Origin of the sequence: Streptomyces sp. TP-A0356 (assembly GCF_001417775.1) — a bacterium.
Taxonomy (GTDB): Bacteria; Actinomycetota; Actinomycetes; order Streptomycetales; family Streptomycetaceae; genus Streptomyces.
In genome coordinates this window covers 216969-229603 of the sequence record NZ_BBZJ01000023.1, presented here as the reverse complement: position 1 = coordinate 229603, position 12635 = coordinate 216969, and the positions used below count along the sequence as shown (strand labels likewise).

At 71.0% G+C, this 12635-nt stretch carries 14 protein-coding genes and 1 tRNA gene; 7 read left to right on the top strand and 8 right to left on the bottom strand.

Translation table 11 applies throughout. From position 1 onward, the window contains the following. The first annotated feature begins 275 nt into the window (after positions 1–275). Genes ASC56_RS41285 through ASC56_RS38380 form a run of 4 tightly spaced genes read left to right on the top strand, consistent with a single transcriptional unit; the run spans position 276 to position 2787 of the window. Positions 276–470 carry a hypothetical protein gene (locus ASC56_RS41285; RefSeq protein ID WP_055493837.1) on the top strand — a complete coding sequence of 65 codons (195 nt, stop codon included), beginning with the start codon at positions 276–278 and terminating at the stop codon, positions 468–470. A 21-nt stretch (positions 471–491) separates the two neighbouring features. Next, positions 492–821 carry a transposase gene (locus ASC56_RS25355; RefSeq protein WP_055493881.1) on the top strand — a complete coding sequence of 110 codons (330 nt, stop codon included), beginning with the start codon at positions 492–494 and terminating at the stop codon, positions 819–821. A 30-nt stretch (positions 822–851) separates the two neighbouring features. Continuing rightward, entirely contained in the window at positions 852–1730 is an 879-nt protein-coding gene (locus ASC56_RS25350; protein ID WP_199836058.1) for an IS3 family transposase, read from the top strand. Beyond that, positions 1696–2787, top strand: coding sequence for a recombinase family protein (locus tag ASC56_RS38380; RefSeq protein ID WP_079102692.1), 1092 nt, complete (start codon positions 1696–1698; stop codon positions 2785–2787). Before ASC56_RS25350 ends, ASC56_RS38380 begins: the two co-directional genes overlap by 35 nt. Here the strand turns inward: ASC56_RS38380 and ASC56_RS25345 are convergent. The 5 genes from ASC56_RS25345 to ASC56_RS25330 form a co-directional block, all read right to left on the bottom strand. Then, positions 2752–2836, bottom strand: a tRNA-Leu gene (locus ASC56_RS25345). The genes ASC56_RS38380 and ASC56_RS25345 overlap by 36 nt on opposite strands. A 247-nt stretch (positions 2837–3083) precedes the next feature. Next, entirely contained in the window at positions 3084–4625 is a 1542-nt protein-coding gene (locus tag ASC56_RS25340) for an aldehyde dehydrogenase family protein (protein ID WP_055493836.1), read from the bottom strand. Between the two features lie 285 nt (positions 4626–4910). Next, positions 4911–5858: a beta-ketoacyl-ACP synthase III gene (locus ASC56_RS25335; RefSeq protein ID WP_055493835.1), complete on the bottom strand. Its 948-nt coding sequence runs from the start codon at positions 5856–5858 to the stop codon at positions 4911–4913. 160 nt (positions 5859–6018) lie between these two features. After that, entirely contained in the window at positions 6019–6147 is a 129-nt protein-coding gene (locus ASC56_RS42870) for a hypothetical protein (protein WP_267887636.1), read from the bottom strand. Then, entirely contained in the window at positions 6122–7447 is a 1326-nt protein-coding gene (locus tag ASC56_RS25330) for an OFA family MFS transporter (protein ID WP_055493834.1), read from the bottom strand. The genes ASC56_RS42870 and ASC56_RS25330 overlap by 26 nt, the downstream gene beginning before the upstream one ends. 406 nt (positions 7448–7853) lie before the next feature. Here ASC56_RS25330 and fdhD point away from each other — a divergent pair, with 406 nt between their 5' ends. After that, entirely contained in the window at positions 7854–8702 is an 849-nt protein-coding gene (gene fdhD, locus ASC56_RS25325) for a formate dehydrogenase accessory sulfurtransferase FdhD (protein ID WP_055493833.1), read from the top strand. Positions 8703–8755: 53 nt separating this feature from the next. Here fdhD and ASC56_RS25320 read toward each other — a convergent pair whose 3' ends face one another. Further along, a complete protein-coding gene (locus ASC56_RS25320) occupies positions 8756–9574 on the bottom strand; it encodes a LysR family transcriptional regulator (RefSeq protein ID WP_055493832.1) in 819 nt (272 codons plus the stop codon). A 128-nt stretch (positions 9575–9702) separates the two neighbouring features. Between ASC56_RS25320 and ASC56_RS25315 the strand changes: the two genes are divergently transcribed. Further along, positions 9703–10422 (top strand): SDR family oxidoreductase, encoded by a 720-nt coding sequence (locus ASC56_RS25315; protein WP_055493831.1) that lies wholly within the window; start codon positions 9703–9705, stop codon positions 10420–10422. Positions 10423–10426: 4 nt separating this feature from the next. Here ASC56_RS25315 and ASC56_RS25310 read toward each other — a convergent pair whose 3' ends face one another. After that, on the bottom strand, positions 10427–10954 hold the full coding sequence (locus ASC56_RS25310) for an isochorismatase family protein (protein WP_055493830.1): 528 nt from the start codon (positions 10952–10954) through the stop codon (positions 10427–10429). Positions 10955–10973: 19 nt separating this feature from the next. Beyond that, positions 10974–11411 carry a MarR family winged helix-turn-helix transcriptional regulator gene (locus tag ASC56_RS25305; protein WP_055493829.1) on the bottom strand — a complete coding sequence of 146 codons (438 nt, stop codon included), beginning with the start codon at positions 11409–11411 and terminating at the stop codon, positions 10974–10976. A gap of 82 nt (positions 11412–11493) precedes the next feature. Between ASC56_RS25305 and ASC56_RS25300 the strand changes: the two genes are divergently transcribed. Then, complete coding sequence (locus tag ASC56_RS25300) at positions 11494–12411, top strand: zinc-binding dehydrogenase (protein ID WP_055493828.1); 918 nt, start codon at positions 11494–11496, stop codon at positions 12409–12411. Positions 12412–12635 lie beyond the last annotated feature (224 nt).

The following is a 12635-nucleotide window of genomic DNA, read 5'->3' as shown; positions in this document are numbered from 1 at the left end:
TCCATCAGCGCTGCTCAGCATCGCATGCTCCACTGACAGCAGAACCTCCATCAGTAGCAGCCCGCTTGTTGCACCAGCAACGCGCTTCAGGCCAAAGGAGTGCCGAGTCGATCACACAACGCCACGACGGGCCTCTATGACTTCAGCGCTCCGGAGCGGCGATGCAGACGCCGTTGAACGTTTCATCCGTACCCTGCACGAAAAAGTACTGCGCTACGTCGCCCGCCTGAGTGCCGATCCTCAGTCAGCCGACGATCTCGCTCAGGAGACGATCCATGTTCAGTGCGGCCACGACCAGGTCCGCGTCGTGGTGGGCACCCAGCGCGATCCTCTCTGGCCACGCTACCCGGGTCGCCGCCGAGATGACCGCCCAGGCCGAGCGGGAACATCTGTCGGCCTCCCGGCGCGAGGCCGTCGACGCCTGTGACCGCTACCGGACTGTCCCTCCCCTCGTGGCGTGGAGTCCGTGAATGCAGGGGAAGTTGAGGTTCATGGGGTCCAAGCAACGGACGTACACGCCTGAGTTCCATGAGGGCGCTGTACGCATTGTGATCGAGACGGGCAGGCCGATCCCGGAGGTCGCCGAGGAGCTCGGTGTCCACTCCGGGACGCTGCACAGCTGGGTGTCGCGGTGGCGGCGCAACGGCTCGGCATCCTCCGACCGGCCCGCGCCCGCTGCCTCGGGCGACCGGCTGCGGGACACCGAGCGCGCCGAGCTGGAGCGGCTGCGGCGGGAGATGAGCGAGAAGAACAAGCGGATACGCGAGCTGGAGATGGAACGTGACGTCTTCAAACGCTGCATGGCCTTGTGGGTGAAGTAGCTGCGGCGGACCCGGCCCAAGGTGGCCGGGGTGATCAGCGACTGCAAGGCCGAGCAGGACATTCCGTACACCCTGACCTGCCGTGCGCTGGGTGTGAGCGAGTCCTGGTTCTACGAGTGGCGCAACCAGCCCGTCACCGCTCGCGAGGTGCGGCGCGGGAAGCTGGCCGACGCGATCCGGCAGATCTTCGATGAGTCGGGCGGCACGTATGGTTCCCCGAAGGCCTGGATCACGCTGGTGCGCCAGGGCTGGAGGGTGTCGGTGAACACCGTCGCCAAGCTCATGGCCGAACTCGGCCTGGCCGGACGCAAGATCCGAAGGCGCCGGGGGCTGACCAGGCCGGGAAACCGGCCCGCGTTTCCGGATTTCGTGCGCCGCGACTTCAGCGCCACCGCTCCCGACCAGGTGTGGGCCGGGGATATGACGGAGATCGTCACCAGCGAGGGCAAGCTGTACCTGGCCACCGTGATCGATCTGTTCTCGCGCCGCCTGCTCGGCTACGCGATGGGCGAGCGCCACGACGCGGAGCTGGTCGTCGCCTCCCTGCATATGGCCGCGGCCACCCGCGGCGGCGACATCAGGGGCGTGATCTTCCACTCGGACCGCGGCAGCGAATACCAGTCCCGGCGCTTCAGGCGGGCCTGCCGCCGGCTCGGCGTGACCCAGTCCATGGGCCGTGTCGGCTCATGTTTCGACAATGCCGTCAGCGAGGCGTTCAACAGCGTGCTCAAGGTCGAGTACGTCCACCGGCGCACCTTCACCACCCGCACCGAGGCGCGGCTGAAGATCGCCACCTGGATCACCGGCTTCTACAACACACGTCGGCTACACAGCGTGTGCGGATACCGGAGCCCGATCGACTACGAACAAGACCATCAAGCCGCCCCCGCCGTGGAGTTGGCCGCTTGAAAGGTCTCCACGGCGCGAGGGGATTGACACCTCCGCCCACGACGCCACGCGCAATCCGCACCGCAAGAAGACCGCATGGCAGCAGGGCGCCGTGCGCGCCATCCTCCTCAACCCCCGCTACACCGGTCACGAGGTCTGGAACAAGCAACGCAAGGAAGAACGCCTCCTCGACATCGACGACGTCACCCTCGGCCACCGCACCCACATGACCCACAACCCGCCCGACGAGTGGATCCACTCCAACGAGCCCGCCCATGAAGCGATCATCAGTCCCGATCTCTTCGATGCTGCCCACATCGTGCGCACACAGCGTGCCCGCAACCAGGGGTGCCAGGAGCGCTCCGGGAAGCGGGGCGGGCGCCCCTACGCTCTGCGCGGCCGGGTCCGGTGCAGCCTGTGCGGGCGCAAGATGCAGCCCGCCACCATCCGCAGCCGCGTCTACTACCGCTGCGAGTTCAAAGACGAGGAGGCCGCCCTCTACCCCGACCTGACCCACCAGCGCACCGTCTACCTGCGCGAAGACATCGTGTGCCAGGCCCTGGACCGGTGGATCGCCCGGGCCTTCGCCCCGGACCGGCTCTCCGCCACCATCGAAGCGCTCACCCTCGCCAGCGCCGCAGCGAGCGCCGCAGAGCCCCAGACCCCCGAGCAGGCCCAAGCACGCCAGGCGATCAAGGAGTGCGAGCGCCGGCTCGCCCGCTACCAGGCAGCCCTCGACGCCGGAGCCGACCCCGCCGTCGTCACCCAGTGGATCAACGAAGCCCAGCGGGACAAGGACGCGGCGCAGAAGAAGCTCGACGCGCACCCCGCCGTCACACGGAAGAAGCAATCCCCGCTCAACGCGCAACAGATCCGGGAAATCACTGAGGGTCTTGGAGATATTGCACAGCGCATCCAGACCGCAGCCGCCGACAAGAAAGGTCCGCTCTACGACGCCCTGGGCATCACCATCAGCTACGAACACGCAACGAGGACCGCGACCGTAAGGTCGAGGCCCTCGTCACCGTATCGTCAATCGTTGTGTCCGAGGGGGGACTTGAACCCCCACGCCCGATAAAGGGCACTAGCACCTCAAGCTAGCGCGTCTGCCATTCCGCCACCCGGACCAGGTGTCTGTCGCCCGGCGGAGTCCTCCCCGCGGCGACAGGGACAACAATACCAAGGTTTCGGAGTGGCTTTCACCTGCGTATCCGTCCCGTGCACGCCCTGGTGGGGGCACGGGTTGCCAGGGCCGGTGAGCTCACGTTCGGCGACCGGTGCGTCGCCGTCAGGCGTGATCCGCTCGCGTGTGGTGGGCAAGGGCTCGCAGCGCCGGGCGGCGCCCGTGGGCCGTCGGCGCCGCCCGGCCGATGGTCATGGCATGAGCTGGTAGTCCGGGAAGTTGCCCGGCAGTCGCTCCCCGGCGGGTCCCTGTGTGACCGCGCGGACCAGGAGTTCGCCGCCTACGAACGCGCCCCGCCAGGACGCGCCGAAGCCGCCGAAGAGTTCGTCGCGGTCGCCGCGGGAGCGGGGCTTGCCGTGGCCCACCTTGAACGCGCGGATCTGCGGGGCGAGGCGGTCGTACGTCGCCCTGTCGTCCGTGGAGAGCGTGGCGACCAGCGCGCCGTTCGACGCGTTCATCGCGGCCAGCAGCTCCGCCTCGGTGTCGACCAGGACGATCGTGTCGACCGGGCCGAACGGCTCCGCGTGGTGCAGCGGGGAGGAGCGGGGTGGGCTGAGGAGCGTGACCGGCTGGACGTAGGCCGAGGTGTCCTGGCCGGGCAGGAAGTGAGCGTCGGCCGCCTTGCCGCGGTGCAGTGGGACCGCGCCCCGGTCGATGGCCTCGGCGACCTGGTCGGTCAGTTCCTTCGCCTTGGCCGCGTTGATCAACGGGCCGAAGTCCAGTTCCGGGAACGGGTCGTCACGGCGCTCCACGGCGAGCGGATGGCCGACACGCAGTGTACGGACGGCGGGCAGGTACGCCGCCAGGAACTCGTCGAACAGGGAACGCTGGACGACGAAGCGCGGGTATGCGGTGCAGCGCTGTTTGCCGTAGTCGAAGAGCTTCGGGATGACCGCCGTGAGCGACTCCCAGTCCGTGTAGTTCCAGATGCCCCAGGTGTTGAGGCCCTCCTGTTCGAGGATGTGCCGTTTGCCGAGGTCGGCGACGGCGGTGGCCACCGCGGCGCCCGTGTCCCGGCCCCCGACGAAGGAGACGCAGCCGATCTCCGGCGCCCGCACCAGCGCCTCCGACAGCTCGCCTCCGCTGCCGCTGACGAGGGTGACGGGGATCCCCTCGCGCGCGGCGAGCGCACAGGCCAGGGTGAGGCACGCCACGCCGCCGTCGGTCGGGGTCTTCGCGATGACCGCGTTGCCGGCCAGGGCCTGGACCAGCATCGCGTGGACCAGGACGCTCATCGGGTAGTTCCAGCTGGCGATGTTGGAGACCGGGCGGTCCAGCGGGGACCGGTCGCCCATCATCGGTTCGATTCCGTCGACGTACCAGCGCACGCCGTCGATCGCCCGGTCCACGTCGGCCCGGGCGAGCCGCCAGGGCTTGCCGATCTCCCAGACGAGGAGGAGGGCGAGCAGGTCACGGTGTTCGGCGAGGGCGTCGAGGGTCGCGGCGACCCGGGCACGGCGCTCGGCCAGAGGCACCTGGCGCCAGGCGCGGTGCTGGTCCAGCGCTGCCCGCACGGCGCGCCGGGCGGTCTCCCGGCCGACGCGTGGCGGCCCCGCGATGGGGCCTCCGTCGACCGGGCTGGTGGCGGGCAGCGCCCGGCCGTCCGGCTGCCAGGAGGAGTCCCAGAGGTTGAGGACACGGTCGTCCCGGAACGCCTCGGGGGCGACAGCGAGGCAGCGCCGCCAGGCGTCGGCCCAGGACGTACCTGACTTGAGGGTGAGGGTGGGTGCCATTCGGTTGCTCCGCTCTCGGTGCACAGTCGGGGGCGGGAAGTGCATGGCTCGTCCGCGTAGGTGATCGCAGGGACCGTACGCGGACGTCGTGATGAGGACGCTAGCGAGACGCCCCCGCGTCGGAAAGTAACCTCACCTCAACTATGAGTGACGTCACGCTTCGCTTCCAGTGGCTCAGGACGTCTGTTCGTGCGGGGTGCGACCGCGGCGTACGGGCGGTAGGAGCTGGTCGGCCTCATGAGTTCGAGCAGCGGGGCCCCTCGTGTGGCCGCTCGAGACGGCAGCTCAAGGACACCGGACGACCTGCCCGGCGTACGACAGGTTCCCGCCGAAGCCGAAGAGCAGTACGCGGTCGCCGCCCGAGATCTCCCCGCGTTCCACGAGCTTCGACAACGCGAGCGGGATGCTCGCCGCCGAGGTGTTCCCGGACTCGGCGACATCGCGGGCGACGACCGCGTTCACGGCGCCGAGCTTCTCCGCCAGCGGCTCGATGATGCGCAGGTTCGCCTGGTGGAGCACGACGGCGTCGAGGTCCTCGGGCGCGATCCCGGCCCGCTCGCAGACCCTGCGTGCGATGGGCGGCAACTGGGTGGTCGCCCACCGGTAGACGCTCTGCCCCTCCTGCGCGAATCGCGGAGGCGTGCCCTCGATGCGCACCGCGTGCCCCATCTCGGGCACCGAGCCCCACAGCACGGCCCCGATCCCGGGTTCGTGACCGGGAGGGCACGCCTCGACGACGGCGGCCCCGGCGCCGTCCCCGACCAGCACGCAGGTCGTACGGTCGCTCCAGTCCGTCACGTCGGACATCTTGTCGGCGCCGATGACGAGCGCCCGTGTCGCCGCGCCCGCGCGCACGGCGTGGTCGGCGGTGGCGAGCGCGTGCGTGAAACCGGCGCAGACGACGTTGACGTCCATGGCGGCGGGCCCCGGGATGCCGAGCCTGGCCGCGACCCGGGCGGCCGTGTTGGGCGAGCGGTCGACGGCCGTGGAGGTGGCGACCACCACCAGGTCGATGTCGCCGGGTGCCAGGCCCGCCGCGGCGAGCGCCTTGGCGGCGGCGTGCGCGGCCAGCTCGTCGACGGGCTCGTCGGGCCCGGCGACATGGCGTGTCCGGATGCCCACCCGGGTCCTGATCCACTCGTCGCTGGTGTCGACCATGGCCGCCAGGTCCTCGTTGGTGAGGACCTGGGCGGGCTGGTAGTGGCCGACGGCGGCGATGCGCGAGCCGTGCATGGGTGGATCCCCCTCGTTGCCTTGGGTAGCGGGATCCACCAGTCTGATCAGTGACCCATGGGTACGACGGCAGGTGAAGCGACAGGAATGGGACGCCCGTGTTGTCGGCTTCGCGCAGACCCTCGGACGCCCGACCATCTCCCGTACGGCCGTCCGAGTCTCACCCGGTGAAGAGCTGTTCGGCCTTCAGTACGAGCTCGTAGAGGCCGTAGCCCAGCGGCGCCCCCACCCAGAGCCAGGCGAGGACGATCAGTGCGCGCCGGTCAGGCGGGCTGCTCTCGCCGGCCATCGGCGGCCTCCTTCGGTGCGGGGATGTGGTGGCGGGGGTGGACGGGCCGTACCAGTTCGTTGGCCACGAATCCGATGACGAGCAGCCCGATCATGATCATGAAGGACAGTCCGTAGAGGGACGCCCCGTGCTTGCCGGCCCCCTTCTGGTGGTCGGCGATCCAGTTGACGATCAGCGGGCCGAGGACACCGGCGGTCGACCAGGCGGTGAGCAGCCGACCGTGGATCGCGCCGACCTGGTACGCGCCGAAGAGGTCCTTCAGATACGCGGGAATCGTCGCGAAGCCGCCGCCGTAGAAGGACAGGATCACCAGGGCGCACAGGATGAACAGCGGCTTGGACGAGTCGCCGAACGACGCGATGACCAGATACATGAGCGCGCCGGCGCCGAGATAGACGCGGTAGATGTTCTTGCGCCCGATCAGGTCGGAGGTCGAGGACCAGCCGATGCGGCCCGCCATGTTGGCCGCCGACAGCAGTGCCACGAAGCCCGCGGCCGCGGAGAGGGACACCGGCGTGGACGTGCCCGCGAAGAAGTCCGTGATCATCGGGGCGGCCTTCTCCAGGATGCCGATGCCGGCCGTCACGTTCATGCAGAGCACGACCCACAGGCACCAGAACTGCGGGGTCCGCACCGCATTGCGGGCGGAGACCTGCACGCCCTCGAAGGCGCTCGGCCCGGACGCGACCGGCTTCTCGTCGCGCGGCACCCGCACCAGGAGCACGCCGAGCGACATGAAGACGGCGTACGACAGTCCGTGCACCAGGAAGGCGAGGGCGATCCCGGAGTGGCCGGAACCGAACGACTGCAGCATCTGTGCCGACCAGGGCGAGGCGATGAGCGCGCCGCCGCCGAAGCCCATGATGGCGATGCCGGTGGCCATGCCGGGCCGGTCCGGGAACCACTTGATCAGGGTGGAGACGGGTGAGATGTAGCCGATGCCGAGACCGATACCGCCGACGAAGCCGTAGCCGAGGACGATCAGCCAGTACTGCTTGCTCGCGGCGCCGAGCGCGGAGAGCAGGAAGCCGGAGGAGAAGCAGATCAGGGCCACGGTCATGGCCCAGCGCGGCCCGTTGCGCTCCACGAGCGTGCCGCCGAACGCGGCGGACAGACCGAGCATCACGATGCCGAGCTGGAAGGGCAGCGCGCTCTGTGTGCCACTGAGGTGGAGGGCGGATTCGAGGGGTGGCTTGAACACACTCCAGGCGTAGGCCTGACCGATGGAGAGGTGGACGGACAGAGCGGCGGGCGGGACCAGCCAACGGCTCCATCCCGGGGGTGCGACAGGAGGGCTCATGATCCCGAACGGTAGGGGCCCACAAGGCAGTTGAGAACCACCGGGTCGTCGGGATGCGGTGAGCGGTATCCGGGGTGCGCCGAACGGTCGTTCCGGCCGGTACGGGGCCGGTACGCAGCCGGTCCACGGCCGGTACGGGGTTCGGTCCACGGCCGGTACGCGGTTCGGTCCACGGCCGGTACGCGGTTCGGTCTGCGCGCGGCGGGTACCTGGGACGCGTCGGCGCGGACGCGGACCACCACGGTCCGCGTCCGCGGCGGTGGGCCGCCACTTCGCTCGGCACGCATGCCGGACAATGAGATGGTGAAGGTCACCTTGCCGCACCAGGAACCGGTGACCCTCGGCAACCTCCGCAGCAAGGGCCGTTTCGGCTGCCAGCACGTACAGAACCGGGGCTGATCAGGACATGGGACGAGTCACGGAACGACGCAAGGTGATCCGCATCCGGCAGGGGGCGGTCTCCAGCCGGCCGGACACGCTCGTCGCCGAGGAGCCCCTGGAGATCAGGCTCAACGGCAAGCCCCTCGCGATCACCATGCGCACGCCCGGCGACGACTTCGCGCTCGCCGCCGGGTTCCTGGTCAGCGAGGGCGTGCTGGCCGAGCGGCAGGACCTGCAGAACATCGTGTACTGCGCGGGGGCCACGGTGGACGGCTCGAACACGTACAACGTCGTGGACGTGAAGACCGCGCGGGACGTGGCGATCCCCGACATCACGCTGGAGCGCAACGTCTACACGACCTCGTCGTGCGGGCTGTGTGGCAAGGCGAGCCTGGACGCGGTCCGGACGACGGCGCGCTGGCCCATCGCGGACACTCCCCCGGTCCGGGTCGAGCCCGAGCTGCTCGCGCGCCTGCCCGACCGGCTGCGGGCGGCCCAGCGGGTCTTCGACCGGACCGGCGGACTGCACGCCGCGGCCCTGTTCGCCGAGGACGGCGAGCTGCTCGACGTACGGGAGGACGTGGGCCGGCACAACGCGGTCGACAAGCTGGTCGGCCGTGCCCTCCAGAACGGCCACCTGCCGCTGTCCCGCACGATCCTGCTGGTGTCGGGCCGGGCCTCCTTCGAGCTCGCGCAGAAGGCCGTGATGGCGGGCATCCCGGTGCTGGCGGCGGTCTCGGCGCCCTCGTCACTGGCCGTGGACCTGGCCGTGGAGACCGGGCTGACCCTGGTGGGCTTCCTACGGGGCAGCTCGATGAACGTGTACGCGGGCGAGGACCGCATCGCACTGCGGGCCACGGCCGACCGGGGCTGACCGGTCTCTCGCCCCACCTGCTCGGGGACGCCCCCTGCGCCGGGAGGCCGGCCTCACCCCTGTGCGGTCCGGGCGGCACGCGCGAACGCCGGGATCAGCGGGGAGCGGCGGCTCGCCTCCCAGGCCAGGAGCACCTCGTCGCGCTCCGCGTCCGGGACGGGCACATAGGAGATGTCCGGGCGCGAGTACTGCCGGGCGACGGACTCCGGTACGAGGGTGATACCGGCGCCGCTCGCCACGCACTCGAACTTCTCCTCGACGGTGCGGATCGGCAGGTCGTCGGGGCCGGGATGGGCGTAGCTCAGCCGGGGCTCGTCCACCAGGTCGGCCAGGGACAGCTCGTGCTTGCCCGCGAGCCGGTGGTCCGCGGGCAGCATCGCCACCCGTGCCTCGGTGAACAGCGGCAGGAGCTTCAGCCCCTGCTCCCGGACCGGGCGGCGCACATGGGCGACGTCGACGGTTCCGTCCAGGATCAGCTGTTCCTGGTCGTCCCATTCGACGCGGCGGGCACGGACTTCCACGTCCGGGTGCGCGGCGCCGAAGGCGCGCAGGGCGGCGGTGACGACGACGCCCGCCCGGAACCCGACGACCAGGCGGCGGGGGCCGCGGGCGGCCCGGCGCACCCTGCGTCGGGTGGCGTCGGCGGCGGCGAGCAGGTTCCGTGCGTCGTCGAGGAGTTGGCGTCCGGCCGCCGTCAACGTCACGCCGTGGCTGTCCCGTACGAAGAGCGCGGCGTCCAAGTCCTTCTCCAGGGCCCGGATCTGACGGCTCAGCACGGGCTGTGCGATGTGCAGGCTCTCGGCCGCGCGCCCGAAGTGCAGCTGTTCGGCGACCGCCGTGAAGTAGCGGACCTTCCGCAGGTCGAGGTCCATGGCCGCCCCTTCCGCCGTTCCGGTGGCGATGCCTTCAGGGTATCGCCGACGCCGCAGGAGGTCTTGGACGGCGGGGTGGCCGCAGGCGCAGGCTGGATCACGTCACCGAGCGTGGAAGGGGCACCGGAATGGGCCTGCAAGGACAGCGGATCGTCGTGATCGGCGGTACGTCGGGGATCGGACTCGCGGTCGCGCAGGCGGCCGCGCGGGAGGGGGCGGAGGCGGTGATCGCCTCGCGCAGACAGGAGAGCGTGGACGCCGCGCTGCGGCGACTGCCGCGGGGCGCCGAGGGCCATGTGCTGGACGCGACCGACGAGCCCGCCGTGCGCGCCTTCTTCGAGCGGACCGGGGGCTTCGACCACCTCGTGTACACGGCCGGTGAGTCACTGCTGCTGGAGAGCCTCGCCGAGTCGGACCTGGCCCGGGCCCGGCGCTTCCTGGACACCCGGTTGTGGGGCGCGTACACGGCCGTGAAGTACGGCGCGCCCTGGATCCGTGAGGGCGGTTCCGTGGTGTTGACCACCGGGACCGCGGGCCGTCGGCCGCTGCCGGGTACGACCGTCGCCGCGAGCCTGTGCGGCGCGATGGAGTCGCTCACCCGGGCGCTGGCCCTGGAGCTGGCCCCGATCCGGGTCAACGTGGTCTCCCCCGGCCTGGTCCGCACCGAGTTGTGGCGGGACCTGCCGGAGGAGGAGCGCGAGGGGCTGTTCGAGTCCGCCGTCGCATCGCTCCCCGTCGGCCGCGTGGGCACGCCCGAGGACGTGGCCGAGGCGTATCTGTATCTGATGCGCGGCGGCTACAGCACCGGTTCGGTGGTGGTCGTGGACGGCGGCGGGCTGCTGGTCTGACCGGTCAGCCGGTCGTGAGCCGCACCTGTGAGGCGGCCACGACCGTCCCCAGCCGAGGGAAGTCGAGCCGTACCGAGGCGTCGTGCTCGGCGGCGGTGAACGCGGCCATGGCGTCCTCGGCGAAGACGAGGCCGTAGCCGAGGTCGGCGGCGGCGCGGGCGGTGGACTCGACGCCCAGGTTGGTGGCGATGCCGCCGAACACCAGGGTGGTGATGCCACGCTCGCGCAGGCGCTCGTCCAGGCCGGTGCCGTGGAAGCCGCCGACCGTGCCCTTCACCACCTCCAGGTCGCCCTCCCTGAGCAGGCCGGCCACCAGCCCGCTGCCGGGCGGCTGTTCGGCGATGCCGTGGCGCTCGACGCGGATGAGGACGACGAGTGCGCCGGCCGACCGGAACGCGCGCGCCAACTCCTCGGCTTTCACGAGGACTTCGGTTCCCTTGCGGGGCTCCAGGGGCAGAGCGACGATGCGGTCCATCAGGTCGACGAGCACCAGGGCGGTGCGCGCGGGATCGAGTGCGAGGGCTGCGGTCATGACGGAACGTTAGCCGTCATCAGCCCTCCGTACCGGAAATCCGGATCAACAGCCGCATGAACTGGTCGCGTTCGGCCGCCGACAGGGGGGCGAGCAACGCGTCGTTCGCCTGCCGGGCCGCCTTCTCGCAGCGCTGCAGCAGCCGCTCGCCCTCCGCCGTGAGCGACACCGCGTTCTTGCGGCGGTCCCTGGGGTCGGGCGCACGGAGGACATGGCCCGCGGCCTGCAGGTCGTCGAGGACGCCGACCAGATCCTTGGGGTCGAGCCCGACGCCGCGTCCGAGGTCGGCCTGAGCGACGGGGGCGAGGTCACGGACGGCGGAGAGCACCACGTGGTGCCACATCTTCATGCCCTCGACGGCGAGGGCCTCGGCCACCAGTGCGCGGCCGCGCGCGGCGGCACGGCCGAGGAGCCAGCTGGGGAGGGAGCGGATCGCGAGGAGGGGTGCTCGGGCCATGGACGCAGCCTAGCGAAATGTCGTTGGGCTTCCCAATGAATCGTGGATATCGTTGGGACACCCAACGACCTATGGAGGTCCGATGCGTCGCGTCCGGTACGACTCCACCGGTGGCCCCCTGTTCCTGGAGGAGGTCCCCCCGCCCGAGGCGGGCCCCGGTGAACTTCTCGTGCGCTGCGAGGCCGTGGGGGTGACCCTGCCCGTCGTACGCAAGGTCACCGAGGCACCCGAGCCGATTCCGCTCGGCGGCGAGATCGCGGGCGAGGTGGTGGCGGTCGGTGACGGCGTCAGGCGCTTCCGGGTCGGCGAGCGCGTGACGGGGCTGTGCTTCGGGCACGGATACGCCGACTTCGCTCTGCTGCGGGAGGCCATGGCCTCCCCCGTCCCCGATGCCGCGAGCGCCGTGGACGCCGTCGCGCTGGTCCGCAGCGGGCTGGTCGCGCTCGGCGCGCTGGAGGCGGCACGGCCGGTGCCGGGCGAGTCGGCACTGGTGACGGCGACCGCGAGCGGCGTCGGCCATCTCGCCCTCCAACTGGCCCGGATCCGCGGGGCGTCACGCGTCGTGGGCGCGGTGTCCGGCTCCGGCAAGGCGGAGTTCGTGCGTTCGCTGGGCGCGGACGAGGTGGTCACGTACGACACCCCGGAGTGGGGGGAGCCGGTCGACTACGCTCTCGACGCGGTCGGCGGCGAGCTGCTCACCCCGGCGGTCGCCGCGCTCGCCCCGGGCGGGCGGCTCGTCGCGTACAGCTCGGGCGGCGGCACGGTTCGGGCGTACGACCTGCTGGTGGGCGCCAAGTCCGTGATCGGGTTCCAGATGGCGCGCATCGCCCGCACCGAGCCCGAGCTGTACGAGCGATGGCGGCAGGAGCTGTGGCGGCTGTTCGCGCAGGGGGCCCTGAAGCCCGTCGTGCACGCGGAGTTCTCCCTCGAGGACGCCGTGCAGGCGCACGAGGCGATCGAGTCCCGGCGCAACCTGGGGAAGGTGGTGGTGCGCCCCTGACCACCCCCTCGGATCTCCCGGCCCGCCGGGCGTACCGGGCCCCTCGGGGCCGCCCGGCAGCGACGGCAGCAACGGCAGCGACGGCAAGGATGGCAAGAACGGCGTGGCGGGCCCCGCTGGGCCACCGGGCAACCAGGGCACGGCGGGCGTGAAGGGCGACCCTGGCGACTGCGGCGACCGCGGAGACCATGGCGACCGCGGAGACCATGGCGACCGCGGAGACC